This is a genomic window from Bacillus aerius (genome assembly GCF_029894105.1).
Lineage (GTDB): Bacteria > Bacillota > Bacilli > Bacillales > Bacillaceae > Bacillus > Bacillus altitudinis.
The window spans coordinates 2,233,110-2,248,194 of sequence record NZ_JARYHO010000001.1 but is presented as its reverse complement, the minus strand read 5'-3'; the positions used below and the strand labels follow the sequence as shown (position 1 = coordinate 2,248,194).

Annotated in this window: 21 protein-coding genes; all 21 read left to right on the top strand. The window is 41.8% G+C overall.

Going from position 1 to position 15,085, the window contains the following annotated elements; genetic code table 11:
* The first annotated feature begins 59 nt into the window (after positions 1-59).
* The 21 genes from M2353_RS11580 (at position 60) to M2353_RS11480 (ending at position 15,016) form a co-directional block, all read left to right on the top strand.
* Complete coding sequence (locus M2353_RS11580; RefSeq protein WP_035390792.1) at positions 60-587, top strand: YqhR family membrane protein; 528 nt, start codon at positions 60-62, stop codon at positions 585-587.
* A gap of 109 nt (positions 588-696) precedes the next feature.
* Positions 697-1,140, top strand: coding sequence for a type II 3-dehydroquinate dehydratase (aroQ, locus tag M2353_RS11575; protein WP_284725455.1), 444 nt, complete (start codon positions 697-699; stop codon positions 1,138-1,140).
* The gene (locus M2353_RS11570; RefSeq protein ID WP_007501193.1) at positions 1,137-2,198 is read left to right on the top strand and encodes a M24 family metallopeptidase; all 1,062 of its coding nucleotides are present in this window, start codon (positions 1,137-1,139) and stop codon (positions 2,196-2,198) included. Before aroQ ends, M2353_RS11570 begins: the two co-directional genes overlap by 4 nt.
* Before the next feature lie 25 nt (positions 2,199-2,223).
* Complete coding sequence (gene efp / locus M2353_RS11565) at positions 2,224-2,781, top strand: elongation factor P (RefSeq protein ID WP_007501192.1); 558 nt, start codon at positions 2,224-2,226, stop codon at positions 2,779-2,781.
* 170 nt (positions 2,782-2,951) lie between these two features.
* Entirely contained in the window at positions 2,952-3,233 is a 282-nt protein-coding gene (locus M2353_RS11560; RefSeq protein ID WP_017367580.1) for a YqhV family protein, read from the top strand.
* A gap of 66 nt (positions 3,234-3,299) precedes the next feature.
* The gene (gene spoIIIAA, locus M2353_RS11555; RefSeq protein ID WP_019743012.1) at positions 3,300-4,223 is read left to right on the top strand and encodes a stage III sporulation protein AA; all 924 of its coding nucleotides are present in this window, start codon (positions 3,300-3,302) and stop codon (positions 4,221-4,223) included.
* Complete coding sequence (gene spoIIIAB / locus M2353_RS11550) at positions 4,217-4,732, top strand: stage III sporulation protein SpoIIIAB (protein ID WP_284725454.1); 516 nt, start codon at positions 4,217-4,219, stop codon at positions 4,730-4,732. The genes spoIIIAA and spoIIIAB overlap by 7 nt, the downstream gene beginning before the upstream one ends.
* 19 nt (positions 4,733-4,751) lie before the next feature.
* On the top strand, positions 4,752-4,958 hold the full coding sequence (spoIIIAC, locus tag M2353_RS11545; RefSeq protein WP_003153142.1) for a stage III sporulation protein AC: 207 nt from the start codon (positions 4,752-4,754) through the stop codon (positions 4,956-4,958).
* On the top strand, positions 4,955-5,368 hold the full coding sequence (gene spoIIIAD / locus M2353_RS11540) for a stage III sporulation protein AD (RefSeq protein WP_087978339.1): 414 nt from the start codon (positions 4,955-4,957) through the stop codon (positions 5,366-5,368). The genes spoIIIAC and spoIIIAD overlap by 4 nt, the downstream gene beginning before the upstream one ends.
* 19 nt (positions 5,369-5,387) lie before the next feature.
* Positions 5,388-6,581, top strand: a complete 1,194-nt coding sequence (gene spoIIIAE, locus M2353_RS11535; RefSeq protein ID WP_425332874.1) for a stage III sporulation protein AE — start codon at positions 5,388-5,390, stop codon at positions 6,579-6,581.
* Between the two features lie 14 nt (positions 6,582-6,595).
* Entirely contained in the window at positions 6,596-7,228 is a 633-nt protein-coding gene (spoIIIAF, locus tag M2353_RS11530) for a stage III sporulation protein AF (protein WP_024718859.1), read from the top strand.
* Positions 7,229-7,256: 28 nt separating this feature from the next.
* Positions 7,257-7,892 carry a stage III sporulation protein AG gene (spoIIIAG, locus tag M2353_RS11525; RefSeq protein ID WP_370539206.1) on the top strand — a complete coding sequence of 212 codons (636 nt, stop codon included), beginning with the start codon at positions 7,257-7,259 and terminating at the stop codon, positions 7,890-7,892.
* The gene (locus M2353_RS11520; protein WP_024718861.1) at positions 7,892-8,524 is read left to right on the top strand and encodes a SpoIIIAH-like family protein; all 633 of its coding nucleotides are present in this window, start codon (positions 7,892-7,894) and stop codon (positions 8,522-8,524) included. Before spoIIIAG ends, M2353_RS11520 begins: the two co-directional genes overlap by 1 nt.
* A 194-nt stretch (positions 8,525-8,718) precedes the next feature.
* Positions 8,719-9,201: an acetyl-CoA carboxylase biotin carboxyl carrier protein gene (accB, locus tag M2353_RS11515; protein ID WP_019743732.1), complete on the top strand. Its 483-nt coding sequence runs from the start codon at positions 8,719-8,721 to the stop codon at positions 9,199-9,201.
* A gap of 11 nt (positions 9,202-9,212) precedes the next feature.
* Positions 9,213-10,562: an acetyl-CoA carboxylase biotin carboxylase subunit gene (accC, locus tag M2353_RS11510; RefSeq protein ID WP_284725453.1), complete on the top strand. Its 1,350-nt coding sequence runs from the start codon at positions 9,213-9,215 to the stop codon at positions 10,560-10,562.
* Positions 10,563-10,587: 25 nt separating this feature from the next.
* On the top strand, positions 10,588-10,995 hold the full coding sequence (locus M2353_RS11505; protein ID WP_017357965.1) for an Asp23/Gls24 family envelope stress response protein: 408 nt from the start codon (positions 10,588-10,590) through the stop codon (positions 10,993-10,995).
* A gap of 209 nt (positions 10,996-11,204) precedes the next feature.
* On the top strand, positions 11,205-11,600 hold the full coding sequence (gene nusB / locus M2353_RS11500; protein WP_012010530.1) for a transcription antitermination factor NusB: 396 nt from the start codon (positions 11,205-11,207) through the stop codon (positions 11,598-11,600).
* 11 nt (positions 11,601-11,611) lie between these two features.
* A complete protein-coding gene (gene folD, locus M2353_RS11495) occupies positions 11,612-12,463 on the top strand; it encodes a bifunctional methylenetetrahydrofolate dehydrogenase/methenyltetrahydrofolate cyclohydrolase FolD (protein WP_007501171.1) in 852 nt (283 codons plus the stop codon).
* A gap of 70 nt (positions 12,464-12,533) precedes the next feature.
* Complete coding sequence (xseA, locus tag M2353_RS11490) at positions 12,534-13,892, top strand: exodeoxyribonuclease VII large subunit (protein ID WP_047945452.1); 1,359 nt, start codon at positions 12,534-12,536, stop codon at positions 13,890-13,892.
* Positions 13,876-14,136, top strand: a complete 261-nt coding sequence (locus tag M2353_RS11485) for an exodeoxyribonuclease VII small subunit (protein WP_003215880.1) — start codon at positions 13,876-13,878, stop codon at positions 14,134-14,136. The genes xseA and M2353_RS11485 overlap by 17 nt, the downstream gene beginning before the upstream one ends.
* Positions 14,120-15,016, top strand: coding sequence for a polyprenyl synthetase family protein (locus M2353_RS11480; protein WP_375805431.1), 897 nt, complete (start codon positions 14,120-14,122; stop codon positions 15,014-15,016). Before M2353_RS11485 ends, M2353_RS11480 begins: the two co-directional genes overlap by 17 nt.
* Positions 15,017-15,085 lie beyond the last annotated feature (69 nt).

The window sequence follows — 15,085 nt, the reverse complement described above, 5'->3', positions numbered from 1 at the left end:
GCACGGAAATCCTTTTTTTTCATGACATTTTGGACATACTACTTGCTGGAGGTGTTCATATGAAACGTGATGAAAAGAAAAACCAAGAAGAAAAAAATCAATCAGTACAAACGTCTTCAATGGTGGCAAGGGCAGCAGCCACAGGTTTTGTCGGCGGAGTTTTTTGGGGCTTTATCGGATTTCTGACCCATATGTTTCATTTTTCAGAGGTGAGTCCAAATATGCTGTTGCAGCCATTTGTGCTTGGTGAATGGAAAAAAGGCGGACTTGGTACATTTATGAGTATTGTACTTTTAGGGATTTTATCTATTGGAGCAGCCTTTATTTATTATGGACTGCTCAAACGGATCAAAGGTTTTTGGATGGGACTGATTTATGGCGCAATTTTGTGGCTGCTTGTTTTTTATGTATTTAATCCTATATTCCCCGATGTGAAGCAAGTGCAAGATTTGCAGCAAAGCACCATTGTGACGACATTTTGCCTATATATTTTATATGGCATGTTTGTCGGGTACAGTATTTCATTTGAATACAATGAATTAACGAGTCAGAAGCTTGCAAGGGCACTCGGGAAAAAGACAGAATAAAGTGTAAATCCACCATTCATATGATAAAATTATTTTTGGAAACGAAAGGTTTCTAAGGAAAAAGAAACAGACATCGATATAGAGTGAATTAGGGTGAAGGAGTGGTCATATGCCTCATTTTCTAGTGCTGAATGGGCCCAACTTAAATAGGCTCGGCAAGAGAGAGCCAGGAGTTTATGGAAGTAAAACATTAACAGATTTAGAAACGAATTTGTTTCAGTTTGCAGAAAGAGCAAATATTCAATTGACGTTCTTTCAATCGAATCACGAGGGAGATTTGGTCGATGCGCTCCATGAAGCAGAAGATCAGTACGATGGCGTCGTGTTTAACCCGGGTGCTTTTACCCACTATAGCTATGCACTGAGAGATGCCATTGCAAGTATTACGTTATCTGTCATCGAAGTACATATCACAAATGTTCATAAGAGAGAGGAATTCCGCCATCATTCGGTTCTTGCTCCAGTATGCCAAGGTCAAATCGTTGGACTTGGTTTAGAAGGATATAAATTGGCGATTCGTTATTTAGTCAGTGAAGGGGGAGCAGTATCATGAAACTTGAAAAACTAAGAAAACTTTTAGCCGAATTAGACATAGATGGTTTAGTGATTACGAGCAGCTTTAATTTACATTATATGACGAGTTTTACTGGATCAGCCGGTCTTGCCATCGTTTCAAAGGATCGAGCCGCCTTTATTACGGATTTTCGTTACACGGAACAAGCCAAGGATCAAGTAAAGGGCTATGACATCATTGAACATAAAGGAAACATTGTGGAAACTGCTGTCCAAACGGCAAACGAATTTGGGGTGAAACGTCTTGGTTTTGAACAAAACCATATGACATTTGCCACCTACCAGCAGTATTCGGGGAAAGCAAGCGGTATCGAGCTTGTTCCAGTCTCAGAATCAGTTGAAAAGTTGCGCTTGATTAAGTCTAATGAAGAGATTAAGATATTAGAGGAAGCTGCGAAGATTGCAGATCATGCCTTTGATCATATTCTCACGTACATCAAGCCGGGCCTGACAGAAATTGCGGTCATGAACGAGCTTGAATTTTTCATGAGAAAAGAAGGGGCAGAAGGATCTTCATTCGATATGATTGTTGCCTCTGGCGTTCGTTCAAGCCTGCCACACGGGAGAGCGAGCGAAAAGGTGATTGAATCTGGCGACTTGGTGACACTGGATTTCGGTGCCTATTATAAAGGCTATTGTTCAGACATGACAAGAACCATTGCTGTAGGAACACCAAGCGACAAATTAAAGGAAATTTATCATATCGTATTAGAAGCAGAAAACGCTGGTGTGGATAAAATCAAGCCAGGCTTAACAGGAAAAGAAGCTGATCGCATCACACGAGACATCATTGAAAAGTATGGCTACGGTCAATACTTCGGGCATTCGACTGGACATGGGCTTGGTATGGAAGTACATGAAGCACCTGGCCTTTCCTCACGCTCAGATGTCGTGTTAGAAGAGGGAATGGTTGTGACAGTTGAACCAGGCATTTACTTGCCGGATGTCGGCGGCGTGAGAATTGAGGATGATATTGTCCTAACAGCTGACGGCAATAAACGATTGACCCACTCACCGAAAGAACTTATCATATTATGATGGTGAAATGTAGGAGGATGACAAAATGATTTCAGTAAACGATTTTCGTACAGGCCTGACAATTGAAGTGGACGGCGGTATTTGGCGTGTAGTGGATTTCCAACACGTAAAACCAGGAAAAGGCGCAGCGTTTGTCCGTTCGAAACTGCGTAATCTGCGTACAGGTGCGATTCAAGAGAAAACATTCCGTGCAGGTGAAAAAGTAGCGAAAGCTCAAATTGAAACAAAAACAATGCAGTATTTATATGCAAATGGCGATCAGCATGTATTCATGGATACAAGCTCATACGAACAACTTGAACTAAGCGAAGCGCAAATCAAAGATGAGCTGAAATATTTGCTTGAAAATATGTCGGTTCAAATCGTCATGTACGGTGATGAAACACTTGGAGTAGAACTTCCAAACACTGTAGAACTAGAAGTAGTAGAAACAGAGCCTGGTATTAAAGGTGATACGACATCAGGTGGATCAAAACCTGCAAAAACAGAAACTGGTTTAATCGTGAACGTTCCTTTCTTTGTGAACCAAGGTGATAAACTAGTGATCAATACATCTGACGGTTCATACGTTTCAAGAGCGTAATGAACGGAGAGAGACTGTAAACCTCGTGTTTACAGTCTTTTTTTATTTGGAAAAATAGGACGCCTCGGACACCCCTTACTCTATTCTCTCATCCATCTCTCTTCCTTTTGAAAAACAAGACTACTTCTAGCTAGTGAAGCATATAGTGTAAAAAAAGCTGGAGGTTCTATATGAAACAATTTCTTCCGGGTATACACCCATCAGTCGCTGCCATGGCAGGGATGAGGTTTTTATCTGCCGCGATTGAACTGACGGCCGCCATCCTCATTTTAGTGACAAATGATGTGCGTAAAGCGGTTGTCATCAATAGTATATTAGCGATCATCGGGCCGCTCATTTTTATTATTACGATGACAATTGGAATCTACCAAATTGCAGGGCAGTTATCCTATGCGAAGCTTGTGTTTATTTTCATTGGTGTCGTATTTATTCTTGTTGGAATTTATAAGTGAAATGGCTTGGCATAATTAACGGCATGCATCATACATTTTAGAGAAGAAAAAAAGGAGGGGAATTCGTTGCGGAGTTTGTTGGATATTCTCCCGCACTCAATTGGACAAGAACTCAGCATGTTAAAAGAAGCAGAGTGGGCGCAAATAGAAGAAATCCGCATTCGCACCGATCGCCCAATTGAGCTGATGCAAGGAGGAAAACCCCGCTTTCTTTCCTATCATACAACAGGTGAAGATGCGGCTCAGTTATTAGGCAGGCTCAGTAATTACAGTATGTACACACTGGAGGAAGAGTTAAAACAGGGCTATATCACCATATCTGGCGGACATCGGGTTGGGCTTGCTGGAAAGGTCATCGTCGAAAATGGATTCGTCAAAGGCTTAAGAGATATTTCTTCATTTAATATTCGCATCGCAAAAGAGAAGATCGGAATTGCTCTGCCGTTTCTCCCTTATTTATATGAAAAACATTGGTGTAACACACTGATTATAGGTCCGCCGCAAACCGGGAAAACGACATTGCTGCGTGATCTAGCACGTCTTGTCAGTACAGGAACAACAGCCATTTCTCCTAGAAAAACAGGGATTGTAGATGAACGCTCTGAAATCGCAGGTTGTATAAGAGGAGTGCCGCAGCATTCTTTTGGGCACCGGATTGATGTACTTGATGCGTGCCCAAAGGCTGAAGGGTTAATGATGATGATCAGATCCATGAGCCCAGAAGTCATCATTGTCGATGAAATCGGAAAAAGTGAAGATGTACAGGCACTGTTAGAAGCAATCCATGCGGGAGTCACCATTATCGTCTCAGCTCATGGGTATTCTCTTGAAGACTTATCTAAACGGCCATCATTTGAACCGTTATGGCAGCTTCGTGTGTTTGATCGATATGTGGAATTAAATAGAGAAAAAGGGCCTGGCACGATCGGACGGATATTTGACCAAGAGGGACAAGAGCTGAAGCGGAGACGGGGAGTGGACGTATGTTAAAGCTTATTGGTGCTATTTTCATTGTTGCGGCTACGACATGGGGAGGATTCGAGTTTGCGAAGCGGTACAGTGATCGGCCAAAGCAAATCCGCCAGCTCCGGTTTGCACTCCGATCTCTTGAAGCTGAAATTATGTATGGTCAAACACCTTTAGCTAGAGCCGCTGACCAAATTGCGTCCCAAGTAGGACCGCCTGTGAATCGGCTATTTGAACAATTTGCAGAAAAACTCAACGTCGGAACCTTTTCTGCGAGGCATGCATGGAATGAAAGTCTAGAGGATGTATGGAAAAAAACCGTATTAAAAAAAGGCGAATATGAGGCGCTGAAGCACTTTGGGGAAACCCTTGGTCAGCATGATGTGACGGCTCAGCAAAAATATATCAAGCTAGCTTTAGGCCATTTGGAATCAGAGGAAAAAGAAGCTGAAGTTGCCCAAGCGAAAAATGAAAAAATGGTGAGAAGTCTTGGTTTTCTAAGTGGGTTACTACTGATTCTGTTATTGATGTGAGAGGAAGGGAGTCGAGAGCATGGGCGTTGATGTAAACGTCATTTTCCAAATTGCGGGAGTGGGTATCGTCGTGGCTTTTCTCCATACGATTTTAGATCAAATGGGGAAAAAAGAGTACGCACAGTGGGTCACACTGCTTGGATTTATCTACATTTTATTTATGGTTGCTACCATTGTGGATGATTTGTTTAAGAAGATTAAAGCCGTATTTCTATTTCAAGGATAGGGGAGGGCTTACAAATCGAAATTATTCAAATTGTTGGACTTGGTTTAATCGCTACTTTTCTAGCATTAATCGTCAAAGAACAAAAGCCAACCTTCGCCTTTATGCTTGTTGTGTTTACTGGGTGTGTCATTTTCCTTTATTTAATCGATCAAATCTATGCCATTATCTCCATGATTGAAAAAATTGCAGCAAGTGCAGGCGTCAATATGAAATACGTTGAAACCATTTTGAAAATCATTGGCATTGCCTATATTGCAGAATTTGGTGCCCAGCTCACAAAGGATGCGGGACAAGGCGCCATCGCTTCAAAAATAGAGCTTGGCGGCAAGATTCTTATTTTGGTCATGGCGGTACCGATTTTAACGGTCATCATTGAGACGATCCTAGGTATGATCCCGTCCATGACTTGATGGAAAAGAGGTGATGATGATGAAACGGGTGACAGCTGTGCTAGGGTTTATGATGTTCTTTTGGATGATCGTTCCGTATGCAGGTGCAGAAGAAAGTGTGCCTTTATCAAGTGAAGAACCGGTTGCAGAAGAAGTTGTGGGTGGACAGGCTGATGCCTTAGAGCTTCATTCTATCAGTGACTTTTGGGAAACGATATTGGACGAGTATGGCGGCTTTCTGCCTGAAAGCCAAAAAGGTACAGTGAAGGAAATGATCGATGGCGATAAAGAGCTGTCTCCCCAAACGTGGCTGAAGGCTTTTGTTCATTATCTGTTTCATGAGCTGATTGCCAATGGAAAGCTCTTAGGCACACTTATATTACTCACCATCTTTTGTTCGCTTTTGCAGCTTTTGCAAAATGCGTTTGAGCAAAGCACTGTTAGTAAAGTTGCATACGCTCTTGTTTATATGGTGCTTATCATTATTGCATTAAACAGTTTTCATGTTGCGATCTCTTATGCAACAGAAGCCATTCAAACGATGACTAGTTTTATTCTTGCTCTTATTCCTCTTTTATTAGCACTTATTGCCTCATCAGGCGGGCTTGTCTCAGCCGGATTCTTTCATCCTGTGATTTTGTTTTTAATGAACACGAGCGGTGTTTTTATTCAATATGTCGTTCTTCCGCTCATCTTTTTATCAGCGATCTTGAGCATAGTCAGTACATTGACCGAACAATACAAAGTGACCCAGCTTGCCCAGCTGTTAAGAAATGTCGCCATTGGCGGGCTCGCTGTTTTTTTTACTGTATTCCTCGGCGTCATTTCTGTACAGGGGGCATCTGCTGCTATCACTGATGGAATCGCTCTTCGCACAGCCAAGTTTATTACCGGAAATTTCATCCCTGTCCTTGGCAGAATGTTTACTGATGCGACAGATACCGTTATCAGCGCCTCTGTGCTGCTGAAAAATACGGTTGGCCTTGTAGGCGTCGCCATTTTGATTTCAATTGCGGCTTTCCCAGCGATTAAGGTGCTGTCGCTCGCTCTGATTTATAAACTGGCCGCTGCGATTCTTCAGCCTTTAGGGGGCGGGCCGATTATTAGCTGCCTTGATGTCATTTCAAAAAGTGTTCTTTATATATTTGCTGCATTAGCTGTTGTATCGCTTATGTTCTTTTTAAGTATTACCGTTATCATCACAGCTGGCAACCTCACCATGATGATGAAGTAAGGAGGGGACACCATTTGAGTTTTCTCACAGAATGGATCACAAGTATTATCCTATTTATTTTATTTGCGATTGTGATTGATCTTTTGCTTCCCAATTCAAGCATGCAGAAGTATGCAAAAATGGTCGTCAGCTTATTGTTGATTGTGGTGATGCTCAATCCGATCTTTGCGTTATTCCGGGCAGATCCGGACCAAATTTTCTCAGAAATCATGAAAGGGAAGGACCAAGCGCAATCAGAAGAAATAAAAAATCAGATGAATTTAGAAAAAAAAGAAATACAAGCTTCACAGCGTGCATATATTTTAAAGCAAATGGCTGTCCAACTAGAAAAAAGCGCAAAGGAGCCACTGGAGAAGGAGAGCTATGAAATGAAACACGTAGAAGTGTTGGCAGATGAGGAGCACCTTGATCAGAATATGGAGGCAGATCAATTTCGCATCAAAGCAGTCCTTGTCCCGCTCACAGGTGATGCTGTAGAAACGGTGGCAAAGGTCGACATTGATCTCTCCAGGCAAAAGGAGGAAAGCGCCGAGACGTCAGCAAAAGAGATGGCGAGGGTGAAAGAGACGCTTGCAGATGTTTGGAATACACGGCCTGAACACATTGCGCTCAACATTGAGGGAGGTGACGCAGCAGATCATGAATAACAAGGACTGGAGACAAAAACTGAAATCAATGTTCCAAGCACCTGAAAAAGGTGAAGGGAAACCAAAATTAACGAAGCACCATTACTTACTGCTTGTCTTCATCATCGGCGTGTCATTCATGTTAGTCAGTCAAATTCTGTCACCGCCATCAAGCAAACAAGAGGCTGCTGTTCCTGCGTCTAAAAAAACATCCTCAGAAGAGCAGGCGGTGTTCAAACCATCCTCTTCAGGTAAGTCAAACAACTCGATAGAGGATGTTGAACAAGAATACGAAAATCAGCTAAAAGAGATTTTAGAAACGATCATTGGTGTTGAGGATGTTTCCATCGTGGTAAATGTAGACGCAACTTCTTTAAAAGTGTTTGAAAAAAACAAATCCAATAAAAGCACTACGACCGAGGAAACAGACAAAGAAGGCGGCGTGCGAAGTGTCACGGATCAAACAAAAGAAGAAGAGATTGTCATTATTAAAAATGGCAATGAAGAAACACCTGTTGTTGTCCAAACGAAAAAGCCAGACATTCGAGGTGTCCTCGTTGTTGCTCAAGGAGTAGACAACGTTCAAATAAAGAAAACCATCATTGAAGCGGTTACACGAGTGCTTGATGTACCGAGCCATAGAGTGGCTGTTGCCCCTAAAAAAATCAAGGAGGATTCGGAATGATGTTAAAAAAACAAACGGTTTGGCTATTAACGATGCTAAGTTTAGTTGTCGTATTAAGTGTGTACTATATCATGTCCCCACAAGGTGAGAATGCTGTGACAGTAGAAGATACAAAATCAAAAGGAATGGAAGAGAAAAAGGCTGAGCCAGAAAAAGGGACTGATAAAGGAACCGAAAAGAATGCAGAAGAGAAATCAACTGACAAAGAAACCAATGCGAAACAAGAAGATGTTGAAACAAGTGGAGAAGAAGGAAAGGCTGTTTCAGAGCAGACCGACGATGAACTTTTCACAACCTACAGACTTGAACTGGAAGATAAGCGCAGCAAGCAGCGTGAAGAGTATAACGAAATCGTGTCTAGCGATGATGCAACAGCGCAAGAGAAAAGTGAAGCTTATGATCAAATGACAGCGCTTAGTGAGGCAGAAGGAACAGAGCGTCAGCTGGAGACATTAATCAAAACAAAAGGATATAAAGATGCGCTCGTCAGTGCAGAAGGAGATAAAGTGAACATCACGGTTCGTTCTGATAAAAAATCAAAGTCCCAAGCAGCAGATATTATTGATTTGGTCACAAAAGAAATGAGAGGGCTTGATAACGTAGCCGTCACTTTTGAGCCATCGAATCAATAAAAAATGCACAAGCGCCCTTTTCTGAAAAGGGCGTTTTTTCATGCGGGTTGACGCCCTTTTTCAGGTGCTTGCGCGAGGTGTCTCATCACATTAATAGTTGAATTCAACGAAATCCTCCTGTAAGATGGTTATAGTATGTACTTTTAGTACTAGCCTATAAAAAAAGATAAATCCATACATAGGGGTGCAAATCCATGTTAAAAATTGAAGAGATTCATGAACTGATTAAATTAATTGACGAATCAACAATTGATGAATTTACGTACGAAAATGAAGGTGCAAAAATCAAGTTAAAGAAAAATAAAGAAGTCGTTCAGCAAGTTGCGGCACAAGCACCAGTGGCTCCTGTCCAAGCAGCTCCAGCTCAACAAGCTCCTAAAGCACAAGCTCCAGCTCAGACCGAAGCCCCTGCACAAGAGGCAACTGCGTCTGAAAACCTGCATAAAATCACATCCCCAATGGTTGGCACATTTTACGCTTCTTCTTCACCAGAAGCAGATCCATATGTGACAACAGGTTCTAAAGTGAAGGAAAACTCAGTTGTATGTATCGTTGAAGCGATGAAACTGTTTAATGAAATCGAAGCAGAAGTAAAAGGCGAAATCGTCGAAGTATTAGCTGAAAACGGTCAGCTTGTAGAATTCGGACAACCCCTCTTTCTAGTGAAAGCAGAGTAAGGAGTACGATCATGATTAAAAAGCTATTAATTGCAAACAGAGGAGAAATCGCAGTTAGAATCATCCGTGCTTGTAAAGAGCTTGGAATTGAAACAGTTGCGGTATTTTCTGAAGCAGATCGTGATGCGCTGCATGTTCAAATGGCTGATGAAGCATATTGCATCGGACCGACTGCTTCAAAAGATAGTTATTTAAATGTGACAAATATTGTCAGTGTGGCAAAACTAACAGGTACAGATGCCATCCATCCAGGATATGGTTTCCTTGCTGAAAATGCAGACTTTGCAGAGCTTTGCGAGGAATGTAATGTCATCTTTGTTGGACCAACTGCGTCAGCAATTTCCAAAATGGGAACGAAAGATGTGGCAAGAGAAACAATGAAGCAAGCTGGAGTTCCAATTGTCCCTGGTTCTCAAGGAATTGTAAAAGATCTTGATGATGCTGTTTCAACAGCAGCTGGTATTGGGTATCCTGTCATTATTAAAGCAACTGCAGGCGGCGGTGGTAAAGGTATCCGTGTGGCTCGCACAGAAGAAGAGCTCATTAACGGTGTCACCATTACGCAGCAGGAAGCAGCACAAAACTTCGGGAACCCAGGTGTCTATTTGGAGAAATTCATTGAAGACTTTAGACACGTTGAAATTCAAGTCCTTGCTGATCAGCATGGGAATACCATTCACTTAGGTGAACGTGATTGTTCTATCCAAAGAAGAATGCAAAAGCTTCTGGAAGAAACGCCATCACCTGCACTAAATTCAGATATTCGTGAGCAAATGGGTGAAGCTGCCGTAAAAGCAGCCGAAGCTGTTGAATACACAGGTGCTGGAACGGTTGAATTCATTTACGATTATAATGAAGAGAAGTTTTACTTCATGGAAATGAATACACGTATCCAAGTAGAGCATCCTGTAACGGAAATGGTCACTGGTGTTGATTTGATCAAAGAACAGATCAAAGTAGCTTCAGGTGAAAAGCTTTCCCTTACGCAAGAGGATGTCGTATACGAAGGCTGGGCGATTGAATGTCGTATTAACGCAGAGAACCCTGAGAAAAATTTCATGCCTTCTGCTGGTGAAATTAAAATGTACCTTCCGCCAGGCGGTTTAGGAGTACGTATTGATTCTGCCGCTTACCCTGGTTATGTGATTCCGCCATATTACGATAGTATGATTGCGAAAGTGATCACATATGGTAAAACGAGAGAAGAAGCAATTGCAAGAATGAAACGTGCGCTTCAAGAATTCGTCATTGAAGGAGTCTACACAACGATTCCATTCCACCTCAGATTACTAGAGCACGAAACATTTGTGAGCGGTAATTTTAATACGAAGTTTTTAGAAACGTATCAAATTATGAAATAATAACAGCTTTCGGAGGTGAATGATCGTGTCAGAAAACAATTTGCTTGAAATGAACCTTGATGAAGATCAATTGGGAAAAGTGCAAATTGCGCCAGAAGTGATTGAAGTCATTGCTGGGATCGCTGCATCAGAGGTCGAAGGAATTGCGGAAATGCGCGGCAACTTCGCTGCTGATGTGGCAGAACGCTTTGGGAAGAAAAATCACCGTAAAGGTGTGAAAGTAGATGTCTCTGATGAAGGCATCACAATTGATGTGTATTGTGTGGTTGAATTTGGCCTATCCATTCCAAAGGTATCCACTGCTGTTCAAGAAAATATCCGTCAAACCCTTTTAAACATGACGGCCTTAACGATTAATGAAATTAACATTCATGTCGTTGGCATTCAATTTGATACAAAAACAGCTGAAGCTGAAGTTGATCAAGAAATGTAAAAAGGGTTGAAGTGAAACCAAGGAGGCATTGCCTCTTTGGTTTTTTAAAGCCTATTTTTGGGAAAATTCCACATGATGATTACGTCACGCATGGAGTGATTCGTTTTTCGTCACAGCTCGCATGGATCTTGGTGCGACTGCGGTCAAAATATGTTATGATCTCTGTATGGCTTAACGACAAGCGGATAAAGTGGTTAAAGGAGTAAATAATGAAAAGAAGAACTGCAAGAGAAAAGGCGCTACAAACATTATTTCAAATTGATGTCAGCAATATTGATCCGAAAGAGGCCATTACACATGCGCTGGATGAACAAGAATCAGATCCTTTTTTCGAGGAACTGGTTTTCGGTGTGCTCGAACAAAAGGACAAGCTCGATGACATGATTTCACAGCATCTTGTGAATTGGAAACTTGATCGTATTGCGAACGTAGACAGAGCCATTTTAAGGCTGTCTGTGTACGAAATGGTATATCAAGAAGATATCCCGGTGAGTGTTTCAATGAATGAAGCCATTGAACTGGCTAAATTGTTCGGTGACGATAAGGCGCCGAAATTTGTAAATGGTGTACTTTCAAACATTAAAAACGACCTAAAGCAGCAATAGGAGGATTCGACATGACAGCAACAATCATCGATGGGAAAGAAACAGCAAAAGAAAAGCGTGAACAATTAGCAAAAGAAGTAGAAGAGCTAAAACAAAAAGGAGTCACACCTGGTCTTGCCGTTATTCTAATCGGTGATGATCCGGCTTCACTTTCTTACGTACGCGGGAAGAAAAAAGCAGCAGAAGCCATGGGCATGCATTTCCAGCTTGATCATTTAGATGCTTCTTTAACAGAAGAGGAATTGCTAAAGATGATTGATCAGTACAATGCGAATGATCAATTCCACGGAATTCTTGTTCAGCTTCCACTGCCAAAACATATTTCTGAAAAAGCCGTCATTGAACGAATTTCACCAGAGAAAGACGTAGATGGTTTTCATCCGCTGAATATCGGGAAAATGCTACTTGGGGAAGACACATTCCTCCCTTGCACACCAGCAGGTATTGTTGAATTATTGAACAAAACAGGTGTGGATCTCTCTGGCAAAGAAGTGGTCGTTGTAGGACGAAGCAATATCGTCGGCAAACCAGTTGGACAATTGCTATTAAACGAAAATGCAACTGTCACCTACTGTCATTCAAGAACGGCGAACATTTCAGAACATACGTTAAAAGCGGACATTTTAGTTGTTGCCGTCGGTCGAGCAAACTTTATTAAAGCTGACCAAATTAAAGAAGGCGCTATTGTCATTGATGTAGGAGTCAATCGTCTAGAAACAGGGAAACTTGTAGGGGACGTTGACTTTGAAGCAGCAAAAGAAAAAGCTTCTTACATCACACCAGTCCCTGGCGGAGTGGGCCCAATGACAATTACGATGCTTGCACACAATACGGTTAAATCAGCAAAACGTACATTATCATAAGCTTGATCCATTCATCCACCTGCGTGCTGCCGGTGGATGAATGTGCGTTTTTGAAGAGGAGGAATACGTCATGAGTGAAAAAGCCTTTGTGACGGTCACAGCCCTTACAAAATACATAAAAAGAAAATTTGATGTTGACCCTCATTTAGAAGATATTTGGATCAAAGGTGAGTTATCAAATGTGAAGATTCATTCAAGAGGTCATGTTTATTTCACCTTAAAGGACGAAAATGCACGTATGCAAGCTGTTATGTTCCAGCGCTCCGCGTCCAAGCTACCTTTTTCACCAAAGAGCGGAATGAAAGTGTTCGTACGTGGCGGAATTCAAGTCTACGAACCGAGCGGAAGCTATCAATTATATGCAAAAGAAATGCAGCCTGATGGTGTTGGTGCTCTTCATCTTGCCTATGAAGAGCTGAAGAAGAAACTAGCAAGTGAAGGTTTATTTGATGAGCGCTATAAAAAAACAATTCCTGAATATCCAGAGGTTGTTGGTGTCATTACATCCCCAACAGGAGCAGCTGTTCGAGATGTCATTACCACGATCAATCGGCGCTATCAGCAGGCCAAGATCATTGTGCTTCCGGCATTAGTCCAAGGAGAAAATGCTCCGCGTTCGATTGTGGAACGGATTAAAGAAGCCAATGAAAAACAGCTTTGTGATGTCTTGATTGTCGGGAGAGGCGGAGGATCGATTGAAGAACTTTGGGCCTTTAATGAAGAAGCAGTCGCAAGAGCGATCTTCGCATCAGACATTCCAATCATTTCTGCAGTTGGGCACGAAACAGACTTTACCATTAGTGATTTCACTGCAGACATGAGAGCACCCACACCAACAGGAGCAGCAGAACTAGCTGTTCCAAGCACCGCTGATTTAATTGAACGAATCAAATCAATCGACATTCGGTTAACAAGAGCAGTAAAAAATCGAACGTCACAAGCAAAAGACCGTCTTGTGGCACTTCAATCCTCTTATGCTTTCCGATTTCCAAAACGATTACAAGAGCAAAAAGAGCAGCAATTCGATATGATATTTGATCGTTTTCAAAAACAGCTGACAAGACAAATGGAACAAAAACGCAGTCAACTTGACCGCCAAACATATAGACTGAAGCCGCTTCATCCAAAAGAGCAGCTGCTTCAGGCGAAAAAACGTCACGCCAATGAAACAGAACAGCTCGTTCGGAGCATGAATGTGCAAATGAAAACAATTCATTCGCAGTTCCAATCGGTTCTTGGTAAACTAAATGCATTAAATCCGCTTCAAGTCATGGAAAGAGGCTATAGTTTAGCTTATAAAGAAGATGAGCTCATTAAAAGTGTGAATCAAGTAGAAACGAAGGATCAACTGACGATTACAATGAAGGATGGACGTCTGATTTGTGAGGTTATTGAGAAGGAGGGCAATCATCATGACAGAATCAAATAAACAAAAAGAAGAACAAATGACATTTGAAGAGGCCATGAAAGGACTTGAAGAGATTGTGGGAAAGCTCGAAGAAGGCGATGTACCGCTAGAACAAGCTATCCACTATTTCCAAGAGGGTATGACGCTCTCAAAACTTTGCCATGAAAAATTACAGCATGTTGAAAAGCAAATGGATTTCATTTTAAAAGAGGACGGTGAACTGGCTCCTTTTTCTGTGAAGGAGGCAGATGCTGGTGACAAGTAACTTAAACGAATTTTTAACAACACGAAAACATGCAATTGAAGACTATTTATTTACATATGTGCAGGAATTGTCTATTCCAGAAGAGCTGAAATCATCTATGCTTTATTCTCTGAAAGCTGGCGGAAAAAGACTGCGTCCTGTCCTTGTTCTTGCTCTTTTAAATGCGTATGGGAAAAAGGAAGAAGACGGTATACCAGTAGGTTGTGCAGTGGAAATGATTCATACGTATTCCTTGATACACGATGATCTTCCTTGTATGGACGATGATGATCTGCGCAGAGGAAAGCCGACCAACCATAAAGTATACGGCGAGGCAACAGCTGTTCTTGCAGGTGATGCGCTGCTCACTGAAAGCTTCCGTCTGATTACATCGCAATTATCTGACGATGTACCTGCTGATCAAAAGCTTCGAATCATCGATGAACTTGTTACATCAGCAGGTGCACTCGGAATGGTTGGCGGACAATTTGATGATATGGAAGCAGAACAGAAACAAATCCCTCTTTCTGAATTAGAATCGATTCATGCCCGCAAAACAGGAAAGCTACTCACCTTTAGTGTGGTTGCTGGTGCGATACTGGCAGGTGCATCTGATGATGAGATCGAAAAGCTGAGAGAATTCAGCTATCATATTGGCATTGCTTTTCAAATCCGTGATGATATTTTAGATCTTGAAGGCAGCGAAGAGAAAATAGGAAAGCGGATCGGCTCCGATACAGCAAATGAAAAGTCGACATATCCTTCTTTATTAACGCTTTCAGGAGCAAAAGAAAAGCTGGATGAACATATCACTCGTGCGAAAGAAATTGTCTCAAATCTTGAGTTGGAGCAAAACTTGCTGCATGATTTATGCGATCTGATTGCCTCACGAGATCACTAAAAACAGCCTAGATTTGAGGGTCCTCGAGCAATTGTGGTAAACTGTAAACAGTTTATCATGATGAGACAA